This is a genomic window from Acetobacter vaccinii, from assembly GCF_008365315.1.
In the GTDB taxonomy this organism is placed as follows: Bacteria; Pseudomonadota; Alphaproteobacteria; order Acetobacterales; family Acetobacteraceae; genus Acetobacter; species Acetobacter vaccinii.
Genome location: NZ_CP043506.1, coordinates 912,357 through 928,330, shown reverse-complemented (window position 1 = coordinate 928,330; position 15,974 = coordinate 912,357). Strand labels below are relative to the sequence as shown.

Annotated in this window: 12 protein-coding genes; 6 read left to right on the top strand and 6 right to left on the bottom strand. The window is 63.0% G+C overall.

Annotation, left to right across the window (positions count from 1 at the left end):
* Positions 1 to 9 precede the first annotated feature (9 nt).
* Entirely contained in the window at positions 10 to 2,094 is a 2,085-nt protein-coding gene (locus tag FLP30_RS04090; protein WP_149278700.1) for an FUSC family protein, read from the bottom strand.
* A 312-nt stretch (positions 2,095 to 2,406) separates the two neighbouring features.
* Between FLP30_RS04090 and FLP30_RS04085 the strand changes: the two genes are divergently transcribed.
* Both FLP30_RS04085 and FLP30_RS04080 read left to right on the top strand, forming a co-directional pair.
* Positions 2,407 to 3,579 (top strand): CoA transferase, encoded by a 1,173-nt coding sequence (locus FLP30_RS04085; protein WP_149278699.1) that lies wholly within the window; start codon positions 2,407 to 2,409, stop codon positions 3,577 to 3,579.
* A 169-nt stretch (positions 3,580 to 3,748) separates the two neighbouring features.
* Complete coding sequence (locus tag FLP30_RS04080; RefSeq protein ID WP_246856588.1) at positions 3,749 to 4,438, top strand: YoaK family protein; 690 nt, start codon at positions 3,749 to 3,751, stop codon at positions 4,436 to 4,438.
* 44 nt (positions 4,439 to 4,482) lie between these two features.
* Here FLP30_RS04080 and FLP30_RS04075 read toward each other — a convergent pair whose 3' ends face one another.
* On the bottom strand, positions 4,483 to 5,259 hold the full coding sequence (locus FLP30_RS04075; protein WP_246856587.1) for a DsbA family protein: 777 nt from the start codon (positions 5,257 to 5,259) through the stop codon (positions 4,483 to 4,485).
* 174 nt (positions 5,260 to 5,433) lie between these two features.
* Between FLP30_RS04075 and FLP30_RS04070 the strand changes: the two genes are divergently transcribed.
* Positions 5,434 to 6,870, top strand: a complete 1,437-nt coding sequence (locus tag FLP30_RS04070) for a gamma-glutamyltransferase (RefSeq protein WP_408834555.1) — start codon at positions 5,434 to 5,436, stop codon at positions 6,868 to 6,870.
* Positions 6,871 to 7,073: 203 nt separating this feature from the next.
* Positions 7,074 to 8,108 (top strand): recombinase RecA, encoded by a 1,035-nt coding sequence (recA, locus tag FLP30_RS04065; RefSeq protein ID WP_149278697.1) that lies wholly within the window; start codon positions 7,074 to 7,076, stop codon positions 8,106 to 8,108.
* Between the two features lie 157 nt (positions 8,109 to 8,265).
* Here recA and FLP30_RS04060 read toward each other — a convergent pair whose 3' ends face one another.
* Complete coding sequence (locus FLP30_RS04060; RefSeq protein WP_149278696.1) at positions 8,266 to 8,781, bottom strand: GNAT family N-acetyltransferase; 516 nt, start codon at positions 8,779 to 8,781, stop codon at positions 8,266 to 8,268.
* 244 nt (positions 8,782 to 9,025) lie between these two features.
* Between FLP30_RS04060 and FLP30_RS04055 the strand changes: the two genes are divergently transcribed.
* A complete protein-coding gene (locus tag FLP30_RS04055; protein WP_210419341.1) occupies positions 9,026 to 10,570 on the top strand; it encodes a glucan biosynthesis protein in 1,545 nt (514 codons plus the stop codon).
* Between the two features lie 2 nt (positions 10,571 to 10,572).
* A complete protein-coding gene (gene mdoH / locus FLP30_RS04050) occupies positions 10,573 to 12,714 on the top strand; it encodes a glucans biosynthesis glucosyltransferase MdoH (RefSeq protein ID WP_408834554.1) in 2,142 nt (713 codons plus the stop codon).
* 330 nt (positions 12,715 to 13,044) lie between these two features.
* Here the strand turns inward: mdoH and nagA are convergent, their stop codons facing one another.
* The 3 genes from nagA to FLP30_RS04030 are packed head-to-tail and all read right to left on the bottom strand — an operon-like array spanning position 13,045 to position 15,870.
* The gene (nagA, locus tag FLP30_RS04040; RefSeq protein ID WP_149278693.1) at positions 13,045 to 14,148 is read right to left on the bottom strand and encodes an N-acetylglucosamine-6-phosphate deacetylase; all 1,104 of its coding nucleotides are present in this window, start codon (positions 14,146 to 14,148) and stop codon (positions 13,045 to 13,047) included.
* Entirely contained in the window at positions 14,145 to 15,464 is a 1,320-nt protein-coding gene (gene gluP / locus FLP30_RS04035; protein WP_149278692.1) for a glucose/galactose MFS transporter, read from the bottom strand. The genes nagA and gluP overlap by 4 nt, the downstream gene beginning before the upstream one ends.
* Positions 15,445 to 15,870 carry a hypothetical protein gene (locus FLP30_RS04030; protein ID WP_149278691.1) on the bottom strand — a complete coding sequence of 142 codons (426 nt, stop codon included), beginning with the start codon at positions 15,868 to 15,870 and terminating at the stop codon, positions 15,445 to 15,447. Before FLP30_RS04030 ends, gluP begins: the two co-directional genes overlap by 20 nt.
* Positions 15,871 to 15,974: the final 104 nt, after the last annotated feature.

Genomic DNA, 15,974 nt, shown 5'->3' with positions numbered 1-15,974 from the left:
AGGGGGCTGTCAGGCCCCCAGACCCGGTGCCGTCCGGGGTTGGGTGGCGCTGGCTACAACGGGGGGAGGCTCAGGTTGGTCTGCCCCTTCTTCCACCGTCACGGTTTTGAGAAAAGCCAGCATGGCGGGCAGGGTGCCTTCGTCCTCGGGGCTAAAGCGTTGCGGGGCTTTGGCGTAGCGTTGGGCCAGCCGGGTATGAAAATGGGCGTGCTGTGCGGTGGTGCCCGCAGCAGTACCCGCCTGTTCCAGCCACCAGACACTGGTGTTGCCCGCAAGCTGGCGGAGCAGGAACAGAATTTCCCCACAGGTGTTGAGCATGTCCGAACGGCGGAAGCCTTCCAGACAGGCTTTGTGATAGAGGATTTCCGCCTGGGATGACTGCGTGCCTGCGTTTCTGCGGGCCTGGTTGATGCGGTCCCACCCGGTCTTGGTGGGGGCCAGCACCAGCAGGGCGTAGTCAATATTGGCCTCAAATGCCTGCACGGTGGCGGTCTGCAACGATTGCGGCCGCCTGCCCGGCCACAGCAGAACACAGGCCAGCAACGCAATAATGCTGCCGATACTGTTGTTGAGCATACGGGCAAAGGCTACGTCCCAGTCATGGGTGTTGCTGATCAGGTCTGTCACCACCACAAAAAGCTGGGACATGAACATGACGCACATGGTGTAATTGACGCTGCGGAACGCAATGGTGACGGCCGAGAGCGGAAAGACCAGCAGAAGCAGCAGCCAGGACGGCAGGGCAAGACCCATCAGGGCCGCCATGATCCCCCCCGTAATACTGCCCGCCACACGTTCGATCGCACGGGGCAGGGTGTTGTTGATGCTGGGCTGCACCACCACCACAACCGCCATCATAGCCCAGTAGGCATAGGACAGGCTGCACGCCAGCGCGATGGCGTAGGACACCAGAACCGCCAGCGTCAGGCGGATGGCATGGCGCACAAAGACCTGTGTGGGGCGGCGGGATGGGCGCTGGGCAACAGGGCTGGCGTGGACAAGGCCTGTGTCCTGCGGTGTGCTCCATGCGTCCTTGAGGTCGCTGAATGTCCGGGCACAGAGCAGCGCACCCTTGGCAAAAACATCATCCCCCGACTGTCCGGCACGGTTGAGGAAGCTGATGTTGAAGTCAAGAAAGGCCGGGTTAAGCTCCGCTGCCGCCACTTCCCGCGCGGTGCGGTGCAGGGCAACAGCCAGTGCTTTGATAATGCGCCGTGCCGGGGGGGCAGGGGGGCTGGCCAGGGCTGCGTGTTCAAACGCCAGTGTGACAACAAAAATCTGGTCGCAGGCCTCCAACACCGGGCCGAGGGTCGTATAGGCCTGTGCGCCCACGCCGCCTGTGGCCAGCAGTTCGAGTGCGGCTCTGCTCTGCTCGATCCGGCTGCGGATGTCGCGCCGGTAGGCGCTGGTGGCCTGATAGTGCGACCGGGTGTTGCGGCCGGGGCGGGCTGTTTCCAGCAGTCGGGCGATCATGTGGGCCTGTTCGCGCAGGATGGCGGCACAGGCCTGCTTGCGTGGGGCGTAAGGGTCCACCGGCCAGGCCAGAATACAGATGGCCAGCGCCCAGGTGGCCCCCATGGCAAACATGCCTGCCAGTTGCAGCGCACCCCAGGGTGTCTGCGGGTAGCAGACCGCCACAACGGACACGATTGCCACCATAACGCTGATCTGGGCAGGCACGGGGCCGCGCTGGCGTATTAACCCGCACAGGAAAATGCACGCCCCCAGCCCCACAAACACGGGCACCGTACCCAGCCCCGCTGCGGCCGACAGCACCCCTGCCGCCAGTGTGCCCCCAACACCAAACTGAAGCAGGCTTTTAAAGCGAAAACCCAGCCTGCCACCGGGGTCCACCAGACATGTCCAGAAGGCAGCAAAGGCCGACCAGGCCATAAGGGGAATATCCAGCGCCCAGGCCACCACCATGACACTGCCTACAGACACCCCCGCCCGCAGCCCCTCGCGTATGGCAATCTGTTCGGGGGCGAGGGTGATGGAGCGCAGGCCCAGCCAGTGCATGATGCCGGTGGGCATGGTGTGGCCCCACAGCAGGGCAAGGCTTCGGCGCGCGAAGGAGGACGAGAACAGCGGCATGGCAACCAGAATGTGATGGCGGGGTCAATTTGTTATAACATAAATCGCAGAAGTCCGGGGTCGGCAAAACCCCACAACAGGGGGAAATAAGGCCCCATGGGGCGGAGCCTGCCCTGCCTGTGCTGCATGGCGGGGGCGTAAATCTGCCAGTGTTGGCCCATTTTGCCGGGTACGGTCGTCCATGGCCGAGGGTATGCGCTGTGCGGGATTGTCGGTTGTTGGGGAAGAGCCGGATTTTTGATCAGTATCAATGTGGCACTGCCAGCAAGCTCCTATCGTCCCCCATAGTATTCGTTCGGAAAGATAAGTGAAATGTACCCGCCACTGGAAGGTATCCAGGTTATAGACGTTACGGAAACTCAGGCAGGATCGATCTGTACGCAGATGCTCGCCTGGTTCGGCGCGACTGTACACAGGGTGGAGCCTTCCACCATTCTGGCTATGGCACATAGGCATGCTGGGGTGGGCAGTCCCGCGCCCGATTCTGTCAGTGCTGACGGGCCCCCAACACTCGACCAGCTTGTGCAGGATGCGGATATTCTGGTGGATACCTTTGCATCAGGCACGCTGGAGCGCCTTGGTCTGGCGTGGGAGAGCCTTCAGGCGCTCAACCCCCGGCTGATCCACGGCACGGTGCGGGGTGGGGCGGATAAATCACCCTATGAGCCGTTCCTGAAATATGAGGAAATAGCCCAGTGTGTAGGGGGTGCCGCCGCCACAACAGGGTGGGAGGCCGGGCCCCCCATGCTGGGGGGCGTAGCCATGGCCCAGTCTGGCACAGGCATGACCCTGCTTGCGGGCGTGCTTGCGGCTTTGTTCCACCGGGAACGCACGGGGCGGGGGCAGCGGGTCAATATTTCCATACAGGATGCGGTGCTGAACCTGTGCACCCATGGCGCGCCGGTTCAGCCCACGCCGGAAGGTGCGCAGGCTCTGGCAGCCCCACCGTCGGCACGACGTGGAAACGCCAGCCGGGGCGACGTACCAGGCTGGATGCTGCGGTGCCGGAACTGGAAGACCGACCCCAACGATTATATTTACGTGATTGTGGACCCCGACCGATGGCCAGACCTCTGCCAGGTGATTGGAAAGCCGGACTGGATGACGGACCCCGAGTTTGAGACTCAGGCTGCGCGTGAGCCCCATCTGTTCGACATCTATCGCCAGATTGAGGCATGGCTGTCGGATAAGGATAAATATCAGGCAGCGGAAGCCTTGGGCCGTGTGTCCGTGCCCTGCGGCCCGGTGCTGTCAGCGCAGGAAGCCGGGCGGGATCGGACCTTGCGCAACCGTGGGTCAGGGCTGGACAGGCCAGAAGGCCCAGGGGCGCGGGCATTGGCGCAGGGGTGCCCAGTCCGGTTCTCGGCCTTTTCATCTCACAGTCCGGCGGCTGTGGGTGGGCGCTGGCAGGCGGGTATTAGCGTGCGTGGGCCCACACAGGGGCCCGGCCCCGCGGGGGATGCGCAGCGCCGGGTGGTGGCGTAACAGGCCCGAGCGGCGGTCTCTTCCAAAACACCTGTCGGGGTCTGGCGGGTGCATGCTAGGTGTGGGCCTCGATAGAGTGGTGAAGGCACACGCCAGTCACGGAGGAGAAAAGCCGATATGAACAGGGGCGACTCGGCTGCCGGGTACGGTTGGGCCAGGGCGGGCGGTTGTGGCTGATACGGTCGGGACACCCTCCATGCCCCTGCGGCGTCTGGTGTTGCGCGTCATGGGGCTGACATCCGTGTGCGGCATTGTCGAGGTTATTGGTTATCAGGACTTCGGGCGGATTTACCCTGCCATCATGACCGGTAATACCGTGGAACTAGGCTGGTCTTTCAGCCTGGGGGAATGGGTACGGTTTTACAGTATCCTCTACGCGCTCGCGGGTTTTGTGCTGGGCTGCATGCTGGCGGCTTTTATACGCTCGCGCCTGCGGCACCCGGCACTGGGGCTGTTTCTGGCGGCAGGGGTGCTGCTGGTGGCAGGGTGTGTCCGGCTGGTGCCGTGGCTGCGCTTTCCGCTGGAACTGCCGCTGCTGTCGCTGGCTCTTGGCATGCAGGGGGAAATGATTGCCCGTTTTGGGGCGGTCAGCCTCCAGACCCTTGTTGTCACCAATAATATTGTCCGCTTTTCCAGCGCTTTTGTGGGGCGGTTTGTAACTTTTGGAAAAGATGATCCCCGCCGCCCTGCGCTGGAGGCTGTGGTGCTGCCCGGCACATCGGCGCTGACCTACGCCATTATGGCGGCAACCGGCACCTGGTTGGACCACATCATGCGGCTGCCCTTTTTGGTGCCTGTGGTGTTGCTGCTGGTGCTGGGGGTGGAGCTGTATGGCGCGGCGGACGGCCACACAGGCTGAAAAGCAGGGCTGGTGCGCGGTCCGTCCAGCCCGGTTCTATATGCTTAGTGCGTGTGCTGCTTCAACTTGGCCAGAGAGGCCTTGAGGTCTTCCAGCGAGACCGCACCGGGAATAATTTCCTGCTCCCCGATGATAAAGGTTGGTGTGCCGTCCAGATCAATCGAGCGTGCAAGAGCCACATTATGGCTCAGGGCGGATGTGACGGCAGGGCTTTTCATGTCCCGCAGCAGGCGGTCCGCATCCAGCCCGGCCTGTTTGGCCACCCGGCGGATCCGGTCGGGGCCGGGGGCACCGGTATCGGTCATCAGGGCTTTCTGGAAGGGCAGATACGCATTCTGGAGTCCCGCTGCCATAATGGCCTGGGAGTCCAGCACGCTGTTGGGACCAAGGACGGGAATAACTTTTTCCACCAGCCGGAGCTGGGGTTCGGACGCGGCCAGCGTATCAAGGTCGGCCAGCACCTTGCGGCAGTAGGGGCAGCGCGGGTCGTAAAATTCCACCACGCTCAGGGTGCCATGGGGGTTGCCCAGCACCACGTCGGTCGTGCTCTGGCCGAACTGGGCCGGATTGCGGCGCACCACATCCAGCGCGGAGGCCGCTTTTTGTGCCGAAGCCTTGTTTTGCAAGGCTGTAATGGCCTCGGACAGGATCGTGGGGTCTGTTTTCAGCGCCTCGCGCATGATGGTGACAATCTCGGCCCGCTGGGCGGGGGTAAAGCTGCTGTCAGCCGCCCGGGCCGGGGTGGTGGCCCCCATGGCAAGCAGGGTTGCGACCGCGGCCATGGTGGCCTGGCGGGCGCGCAGGGAAAAAGATTTAAGCATGCTGTGCGTGTCCATGGGGGTGGATGCTATGGCAGGCGCGGCTGTTCCCGCAAGGGGTGCTGGCCCGTTGGGGCGTGTATCTCTGTTGCTGCCATGGGGAAAGCAGGTTAATCCAAAACAGGTTAAAAATTGCGTCTGCCCGCCGGACGGGCCCAGCAGTGGAGAATTCAAGGCGTGGCTGCCCGATTCCAGAAACGTTTTTCTATCCTGTCCCGCGCCCGCCTTCTGTCCTTCCGGCGGCCATCACGCATGGCCGCTCTGGCACTGGTGGCGACAACCGCTCTGGCGGCGTGTGGCGGGCCAAGGACTGTCACCCAGCCTGTTGAGGGTGGTTTTGTCGGCAGTGTCGCAGCGGATGAGCCGCGTGCTGCCCAGATCGCGCATGATGTTCTGGCGCGGGGCGGCAACGCGGCCGATGCTGCAACGGCGCTGGGGCTGGCACTGTCCGTTACCCTGCCGTCCCGTGCATCGCTCGGCAGTGGTGGGGCGTGTCTGGCCTGGCGGCCGGGTGATGCCACAGGGCAGGCCTTTGTGTTTGTGCCTCCTGCGGGGGCAGGCAATGCAGCCGGGGCGGACAGACCTGCCGCAGTGCCTATGCTGGCCCGTGGCCTGTTCCTGCTGCAATTGCGCTATGGCAGTGTCGATCTGAACGGTCTGTTCCTGCCCGCGCGTGATCTTGCGCTGCATGGCGTGCCCGTCAGCGGTCTGCTGGCCTCCGACTTGGCGGTTGTGCAGAACGCCCTGCTGGCGGACGAAAAAGCACGGGCTATTTTTACTAAAAGCGACGGCAGCGTGCTGGGTACGGATGACCTGCTGGTGCAGACCCGCCTTGCCGGTGCGCTGGAACGCATGCGTACGGCAGGCGTTGGTGACCTGTATGGTGGGTCTTTGGGGCAGGTGTTTGTGACGGGGGCTAACACAGCCGGGGGGGCGCTGGACATTCAGGACCTGCGCTCCGCTCTGGCGACTGTCCAGACACCGCTGACGGCACGGGCAGGTGGGGTTGACCTCAGCTTCCTGCCGCCTCCGGCTGATGGTGGGCTGGGTATGGCCCTGCTGTATCTGGCCGGTGGGCAGGGTGTGCGGGCCGAGCAGGTGGTGGCGGGCTGGCGCAGCCAGCATGGTGGCAAGACTATGAATGTGGCCGACGCTCAGGCTCTGCTGGATTCGGGGCATGCTCCTGCCGGGGGTGGGCTTGCGGCTCTTCCGGCGTCAACCAGCTATGTCGTGACTGATCGTACTGGGGAAACCGTTGCCTGCGCCCTGAGCATGAATAACCTGTTTGGCACCGGGCGCATTGCGGGGTCCACCGGGATTGTGCTTGCGGCCTCTCCTGCCCGTCGTCCGCAGCCTTTGCTGGCGGCAGGTATTGCCCATGTGGGCACCCAGCAGTTCCGCGCTGCGGCGGCGGCATCGGGGCAGAATGTGGCGGCGGATACGGCGGCCATTGCGCTGCACTCGGCCGTGGCAGGTGTCCGTCCGGAGGTTACGCAGGGTGTTGGCCGGGCCAATTCCGTGTCCTGCCCTGCTGGCCTGCCGGGAAATGCCCAAAGCTGCTTTGCCTGGACAGACCCGCGTGGCACAGGTCTGGCCCTGCCGGTGGGGCACTAACCCCAGGCGTGGCCTCGGCCTGGCCCCGGTTTGCGGGGTGCCGGACCGGGGCATGACGTTGGATGTTGCCATTTTGTTCGATATAGAACATAATGAGGACGAAATCTTAACGTGCAGTGTTACCGGCCCTGCCGGGATGTGTCATGGTATTCCGCGCCCCCAGTCTGGCTGGGCTGGTCGGCAAGCAGTAAGGATGGTGGACAATGGACAAGGCAAAGGCTCTTGAAGGCGCGCTGGGTCAGATCGAGCGTGCGTTTGGCAAAGGGTCTGTCATGCGCCTCGGGCAGCGCCCCAAGGAGCAGGGGGATGTAATTTCCACCGGCTCGCTGGGACTGGACATTGCGTTGGGCATTGGCGGCCTGCCGCGTGGCCGCGTTGTGGAAATTTATGGCCCCGAAAGTTCGGGCAAGACCACACTGGCCCTGCATGCCATTGCCGAGGCGCAGAAAAAAGGTGGTACCTGCGCCTTTATTGACGCCGAACACGCGCTGGACCCCGGCTACGCCAAAAAGCTTGGCGTGGATATTGATAACCTGCTGATCAGCCAGCCCGATGCGGGTGAACAGGCGCTTGAAATTGCCGACACGCTGGTGCGCTCAGGCGCTATTGACGTGCTGGTGGTGGACAGTGTGGCAGCCCTTGTCCCCCGTGCCGAGCTGGAAGGCGATATGGGCGACAGCCACGTTGGCCTACATGCCCGCTTGATGAGCCAGGCCCTGCGTAAGCTGACAGGCACGGTTGCCCGGTCCAACACGCTGCTGATCTTCCTCAACCAGATCCGTCTCAAGATCGGGGTCATGTTCGGCAACCCCGAAACCACGACGGGGGGGAATGCCCTCAAGTTCTATTCCTCGGTGCGGATGGATATTCGCCGCATTGGTTCCATCAAGGACAAGGACGAGGTCATGGGCAACCAGACCCGCGTCAAGGTGGTGAAGAACAAGATGGCTCCGCCGTTCCGGCAGGTCGAGTTTGACATCATGTACGGCGAAGGCATCAGCAAGGTTGGGGAGCTGATTGACCTTGGTGTGAAGGCGGGCGTGGTTGAAAAGTCTGGGGCCTGGTTTTCGTGCGATAGCCAGCGCATTGGTCAGGGGCGTGAAAACGCCAAACAGTTCCTGCGTGACCACCCCGAAATGGCTGCTGAGATTGAACGCAAGGTGCGTGAGCATGCCGGTGTCGTGGCCGAGGCCATGATGACCTCGAATGATCATGAAACCGAGGAAGATGATCTCTAAGACCCTGCTCTAACAGCAGGCGGTAAAAAACTTTCTGGGGCAGTTTTTTCTAAAGCTGCAAAGATCGTCGCCTTGTAAGCAACAAGGCGACGGTCAGAAACGGTGGCTCTTTCCACTCCGGAGTAGGGTTTTTCAGGCTGTCCTGACCCACAGAGTCTCAGGCGACAGGGCGTGTCATTAGCCGGGCCTGCGGGTCGTAGGACGCCAGAATCGCGCGTTCTGCCTCGGTGATCACCTCATCGACAAAACCCTGACGGTGCCAGAAGGACAGCGCCTGCCCGGTGGATGTCAGGCTCAGCCTGGGTAGACCATGCTGGCGGGCCATGCCCTCTACCAGCGGGACAACCTTGCCCGCATGTCCAGCACCCCGCGCGGCAGGGGCCAGAGCTACGTCGTGAATGTACCAACTCTCCGGCGTTGCGGGCAGCGCGCCCAGAAGGGTGTTGAGCGGGGGGGAAAGCGGCCCTTGCCACGGGTGGCTGATCAGATACCCCACCACGCCCAGCGGCCCGTCCAGAACAAGGCAGCCCGTGGGGCATAGGGCCAGCCTTTCAGCAAAGACAGCAGCATCCTCGGGGTAGTCGGTGTGGATATGCCCTGCCAGCGTGATGACGCCTGCAAGATCGTCTGGCGTCATGGCACGCCAGGTGGTATCTGCGCTCGGATTGGTCATATCGCCCTTGCGTGTTTAAGGTGGTTCTAGTCGGGCTGTATCATCAGCACGGTGCCGGGACCATCTTTGTCGCATGCAGGTAAAGGCGTGCAAGATGTGTAACATCTGGGGCCGTGCAGGTGCGGACCGGAATTTTTTTTCGCCAGATGCCTCATGGGTCCATAAAAAACCCTTTATCATGGAGCGATATCTGGCAGGCATGGTGGGTATCATGTCCGACAGGCAACAGATGCGGGAGACAGGTGTGTCAGTAAAGGTGCAACGGCGCGACGTAATCCGGGCAGGGGCGGGGGCTACTCTGGCCTCTCTGGTTGGGGGGCTGGCCCGTCCCGCACGGGCGGAGGAAATAAGCGGCGCAACCGGCACGTTTGATGACAGTACCGTCATCCAGATTGCGCGCAGGCTGTCCAACGCCGCGTATCAGGCGCCAGACCAGCACCTGCCCAAGGTGCTCGACAACCTCAATTTCGACCAGTACCGGGGCATTGCCTACCGGCCGGAACGCGCCCTGTGGGCGGCCGATAATCTGGATTTTGACGCGGAATTTTTCCCGCGTGGGTTCCTCTACCGGCCCCGCATCGCGATTTATGAGGTCGTCAACGGCCAGTCCAGCGCGGTGCCTTACTCGCCAGACCTGTTCACCTACGCCGACCCGGCCCTCAAGGTTGATGACAATCTGGGCTTTGCTGGTCTGCGGTTGCGGGCGGCCATTAACACCCCTGGGGTCAAGGAGGAGTTCTGCGTCTTCCTTGGTGCGTCCTATTTCCGGGCCATTGCCAAGGGGCAGATCTATGGCCTGTCAGCGCGTGGCTTTGCTGACGGCACGGGCGACCCCAAGGGTGAGGAATTTGCCCTCTTCCGCGCATTCTGGCTGGAAAAACCCCGCCCTGGCGTGCAGGCCATGGTGCTGCACGCCCTGCTGGACAGCCCGTCGCTGACAGGGGCCTTCCGCTTTACCATCCGTCCGGGCGACACCACGGTGTTTGATGTGCAGACATCCCTGTTCCCCCGCACAGCCATCGAGCAGTCGGGCATAGCCCCGCTGACCGGCATGTATTATTTTGACGCCAACGACCACAACCATGTGGACGACTGGCGCCCCGCTGCCCATGACAGCGAAGCCTTGCAGATGTGGACTGGCTCGGGCCAGCAGTTGTTCCGCCCGCTGCGTAACCCTCTGGACCTTCAGGTTTCCACCTTCTCCGATGTGTCGCCGCGCGGGTTCGGGCTTATGCAGCGCCGCCGGGCCTTCCATGATTTTGAAGACCTGGCCCTGCATTACGAAAAACGGCCCTCCCTGTGGATCGAACCGATCGGGGACTGGGGGGCAGGCTGGGTGGACCTTGTGGAAATTCCCACACCCAACGAGGTCAACGACAATATCGTGTCGTTCTGGCGGCCCAAGGAGCCCCTGCGTGCGGGGCAGGAATATACCTACACCTACCGGATGTATTGGGGGTGGGATGTCCCCTTCCCCACACCTCTGGCGCGGATCGGGGCCACCCGTGTGGGGGCCGTGACCGACAGCAGCGATGCCCGTTTCTTCTCGATCGACTTTGCCGGGGCACCGTTTGACCACCTGCCCAAGGACACGCATTTCCATGTTGTGCCCAAGGCATCGGCAGGGACAATCCGCAAGGTTGTGGTTGAGCCCAACCCCGACATTAACGGCTGGCGCACGACGTTTGAATTTGTGCCGGGCGATGCCAAGGTGTCCGATCTGAGCGCTACGCTGGAGACGGATTCCGGCCCCGTGTCGGAACAGTGGCTGTATCGATGGACCCCGTAAGCATGCAGGCCAATACCCCCGAGCGGTTGCAGTTTCCCGCACTGCCGCCCGAGGCTCCGCTGGACATGCCCGTGCAGGACCTGCACGCCCGGCCGGATATGGAGGGCAGGGGCCGCACGCCTGCGACCTCGCCCCACAGTATTATCCTGCGGCGGGCCGCAGTGGTGGGCTCGGCCCTGCTGATGACCGCCTATGGCGCATGGCGCACGCATAAGGTCATGGACGCGGCAGGGTTTTCCGCCCTGGGCGTGATCATGCTGCTGCTGTTTATTGCGCTGTTCATGTGGATTGCGCTGGCCTTTACTTCGGCCGTGGCGGGTTTTTGCTCGCTGGTGCTGCGGGGTGGGCTGGGCCTGGGTATCCGCCGCAAGGGGGATCTGCCGCATCTGGCGCGCCGGACAGCCTTGCTGCTGCCAACCTATAACGAACCCCCGCACCGGGTTATGGCCGGGCTGCGTGCCATTTACACCAGCCTGGAGGAAACCGGGCAGATCGGGTCGTTTGACCTGTTTATTCTGTCCGACACCACCAACCCCGACATATGGGTGCAGGAAGAAGCCGCGTTTCTGACCCTGCGTGAGCAGACGGGCGGCCATGAGCGTATTTTCTACCGCCGCAGACACAAGAACACCGAGCGCAAGGCGGGCAATGTGGGGGAATGGGTACGCCGGTTTGGCGGAGCCTATGACCACATGGTCACGCTCGATGCCGACTCCGTTATGTCCGGGGCAACCCTGGTGCGTATGGCCGACGCCATGGAGCGCAACCCCGGTGTGGGGCTGATCCAGACCCTGCCCGTCATTGTGGGTGGTGGCACCCTGTTTGCGCGCCTTCAGCAGTTTGCAGGGCGGGTGTACGGGCCGATCATCGCGTTTGGTATTGCCTGGTGGCATGGCTCGGAAGGTAACTACTGGGGCCATAACGCCATTATCCGCACACGGGCTTTTGCCGGGCAGGCAGGCCTGCCGCATGTGCCGGGGCGGCCCCCGTTTGGTGGTCATATCCTCAGTCATGACTTTGTCGAGGCGGCACTCATGCGCCGTGGTGGCTGGGCCATCCATATGATCCCCGCACTGGATGGGTCGTATGAGGAAAGCCCCCCCACCTTGACCGATGTGGCCATTCGGGACCGGCGCTGGTGCCAGGGCAATCTGCAGCACGTCAAGGTTCTGCCCACACGTGGGCTGCACTGGGTCAGCCGCCTGCATATGATCATCGGGATCGGGGCGTATGTTACATCGCCCCTGTGGCTGGTGTTCCTGCTGACGGGTATTCTGATTTCCCTTCAGGCGCATTTCCAGCGGCCGGAATATTTTGGGGACACCAAGCTGCTGTACCCCAACTGGCCCCATGTTGACCCGGTACAGGCCAAATACGTGTTTATCGGCACCATGGCGGTGCTGCTGGCCCCCAAGCTGCTGGCCTATATTGCGCTGTTGTGTGATGGCGAGGCCCGGCGGGGCAGCGGTGGTGCTGTGCGGGCAGCCCTGTCCATTCTGCTGGAAACACTGGTGGGCGGGCTGATTGCCCCCATTGCCATGCTCATCCAGACATCGGGCGTCATGTCCATTCTCAGCGGGCACGACTCGGGCTGGAATGCCCAGCGCCGCGATGATGGTAAAGTGCCGCTGGGTGAAATTGCGCGCAATTACTGGCGCTTTACGGTGTTTGGCCTGCTGCTGGGTGCCGGGGCATGGGTTGTCTCGCCCTCGCTGTTTTTCTGGATGACGCCTGTGCTGCTGGGGCTGGTCTTTTCCATCCCTCTGGTGGCCTTTACCAGTAGCCGGGCTGTCGGGCAGGAGTTCCGCCGCGCGGGCCTGCTGCTGGTGCCAGAGGAAACCAGCCCTCCCACCGTGCTGAACATGCTTGAGCATGGGCTGGAAACTTCCACCGTGTCGGAAGAACCCTGTGACGCCCTGCATGCCCTGCGGGCTGATGCCGCCTTGTCACGCGCACACATCGCCATGCTGCCGCATGAACGTAAGCCAGGTGACCCCATTAATGCCGAGCAATTGGTCGGGCTGGTCAAGCTGTCGGAAGCGTCAACCCTGAGTGCTGCCGAGCGCAGCCTGACAGTGCGGGAAAAAGCCGCCGTTCTGGCAAGCCGTGCAGGGGTGGAAACAATCCTGCGCCTGCCTGACTGACAGCGTAGGGAAAGCAGCGGAGGTGCTGCTTTCCCACAGTCCTGTCCGTTACAACCTGCCCCGGGGCAGGGTTTTTCAACACAATAGAGCGGCGCTGGGCTTGCCCGTTATGGTCCGCATGCACCTTGCAGGACGGATACTGTGTTGCCCTTGACTGCGGGCTTGCGCTCCGATGGCTTGGTGCTTGGTGCTTGGTGCTTGGTGCTTGGTGCTTGGTGCTTGGTGCTTGGTGCTTGGTGCTTGGTGCTTGGTGCTTGGTGCTTGGTGCTTGGTGCTTGGTGCTTGGTGCTTGGTGCTTGGTGGGCCAGATTTACTTGCGGCAGCGCGTTGTCAGGCAGCCCGTAGCCCACCCACCCAGACTTCTTCCACGTCCAATGTTGGTGACAGCACGACAAGGTCGGCCCGCAGGCCGGGGGTCAGGCTACCGCGGTCTGTCAGGCCCAGATAGCGTGCGGGGTTGGCTGTCAGAAGGGCGGCGGCCTGTTGCAACGGTGTGCCAGCCTGCACGGCGTTCCTTAAGGCAGTGTCCAGTGTCAGCACACTGCCGGCAAGGTTGCCATCGGGCATGCGGGCGGTGCCGTTACGCACCATGACTGCCTGCCCCCCAAGCTGGCTTGGCCCGTCCGGCAGGCCTGCGGCCTGCATGGCATCGGTGACGAAGACCAGCCTGTCGGGCATGATCCTATGGGTCAGCCGGTAGGTGGCGGGGTGGACGTGGTGGGTGTCAAAAATCATTTCCGCATAGGCATCGCTGCACATCAGGGCGGTGACGGGGCCGGGCCTGCGGCTTTCAATCCCCGGCATGGCGTTGAACAGATGTGTCCCGCCCGCTGTGCCCCCGGCGGCGCAGATGCAGCGTATGGCCATATCTGCCTGTTCGTACGTTGCCGTCGTGTGGCCCAGACTGACCCGCACCCCCGCCTGTGCAAAACGGGTCATGGCTTCCTGCGCACCGGGCAGCTCCGGGGCCAGAGTCACAACCCGTACGCAGCCTGTTTCCAGCGCTTGGGTAATGTTTTCAGGCGTGGGGTTCAGTGTGTAGGGCGGCTGTGCGCCCAGCCTGTGGGGGCTGACAAACGGCCCTTCCAGATGTGCCCCGGCAATACAGGGGCCATGAGGGATGGGTGTGCGCATGACTTCGGCCACAGCCCGCAGGGCTGCGCGTATTTCCTCCCATGGGCGGGTGATGGTCGTGGGTAGCAGGGTGGTGGTGCCATGGCGGGTATGAAAGCGCGCCAGCCTGCGGATGGCGTCTGGCCCGTCCATGGTATCCGCGCCGTCGCCCCCATGGACGTGACCGTCTATGAAGCCGGGCAGGATATAGCGGTCGGGGGCCGTGGTGTCGGGGGTTATGGCCTGCACCTGTGCGCCAAAGGTGATCCGGCCGGGCAGAATACGGTCGGGCAGGACAAGCTGGCCTGTCAGTTCTGTCATGGTGGGGGCACCTGTTGTAAAAAGGGTGGGGCGGGGCGCTCGGCGCGGCCAAACCATGCGGCATAGGCGGCAATCAGCGCGTAAGACAGCAGAACCGGCAGCACAAAGGCGGGCTGGAAGCCCATAATGGGTTTAAGCCAGATAAAGCACTGGGGCAGGATACCACCACCGCAGTATGCCATGACCAGCAGGGCAGAAACCCCAACCGTGGCCTGCCCGGCCCCCCGTAACGCCAGCGGGAACAGGGCGGGGAAGATCATGGCATTGGCAAAGCCGAGCAGGCTGATGCACAAGACCGAGGCATAGCCCTGTGTGCCCAAGGCCAGCAGGCCAGCCCCGGCCCCCATGCCGCAGGAGAGCAGCAGCAGTTTTTCCTGCGTCAGCACGCGCGGGCACAGCAGCAGCCCGGCCAGATAGCCCCCCAGCATGCACAGCAGGGTCAGGGATGTGAAAAATCTGGTCTGGTTGAGGGAAATGCCAAGGTCGCGCGCATAGGTGCCTATGGCGTCACCCGCCAGAACCTCGACCCCGACATACAGGAACATGGCACATGCCCCCAGCAGGGCACGGGGCGTGCAGGCTGCCCATGGTCCGGCTCTGTGCCGGGTGGTGGCAGGGGTAATATCGGGCAGGGGGGAAAGCCGTAGCCAAAGGCTGGTTGCGGCCAGCAGTGAGGCCATGCCGAGGGCAGGGGCATGGATGGCGTCCAGGCCTTGCTGGCGTAACAGGGCGCGGGTGGCCGGGTTGCTTTCGGTCGCAAGCCGGGCGGACAGGGCTGCGGTGTGGCGCATGGCCAGCATGGCCAGCACGACAGGGGCTACAACCCCGCCCAGCTTGTTGCACAGGCCCATCATGGCAATGCGCTGCGCCCCGCGCTCGGGCGGGCCAAGCAGGCTGACATAGGGTGTTATGGCGACCTGGAGCAGTGCCAGACCACCACCCAGCACCAGAAAGCCCGCCAGAGCAGCGTGGTAGCTGCCAGCGTGCATGGCCTGCCCGGTGGCTGCCATGCCTGCGGCCATTATCAGCAGGGCACAGGATAGCCCCCGCCGCAGCCCTGTGCGGGCCAGAATACGCGTGCAGGGCAGGGCGAACAGCACGTAGGAGATATAAAAAACCAGCGGCAGAAGGAAGGCGCTGGCGTCATCCAGGGCAAAGCCGACTTGCACGAAGGAAATTAGCGGACCGTTCAGCCAGGTGACAAAACCGATGATGAAAAACAGGGCCGCTGTCAGCCCGAGCGCCCGCCAGCCATAAGGGCCGGTGGGGCACGTCAGGCGGTACGGTGTTGCGCGGTTACTGCGCGGAACGCTCATTCTGGTCTGGCAGGCTGTCTATTTTTTCGCAGGTTTTGACCACGTCTGTTGCGGGGTTGGGGGCCTCGCACATGGCGCGCACATCCGGGGCGCAGCGCTCGGACGCGGTTTCAAAGTCGGATTCCAGAATATCCTGGGCGACGACAAGGTCGGGGTTCTGGTCTTCCTCGGCGTGTTTTTTCAGTAGGTCCTGCGTTTTGTGCAGCTCCCGCAGCGCGTCGATACAGGCCGGACTTGCCGCGTCGGGCTTGAGGTGCAGTACCGCCAGCTCTTTCTGAAGCTGAATGTTGACCGAATTGTCGCGCGGCGTGGGCGGCCCGTCTTCATCTGCCATGGCAGGGGTTATCAGGGTGCAGGCAATGGCAAGGGCAGCCACAAAAGGGGCCTGAAAACGAAAACCGGACATGGGTGGCGTACTCCTGACACGTGCTGCGGCTTATCCGGGGTTTCTAGCCCGCAGGTGGCGGGCAGGTCAAAGAAACAAGTACGCATGCCCAGGCGGGCTTGGCA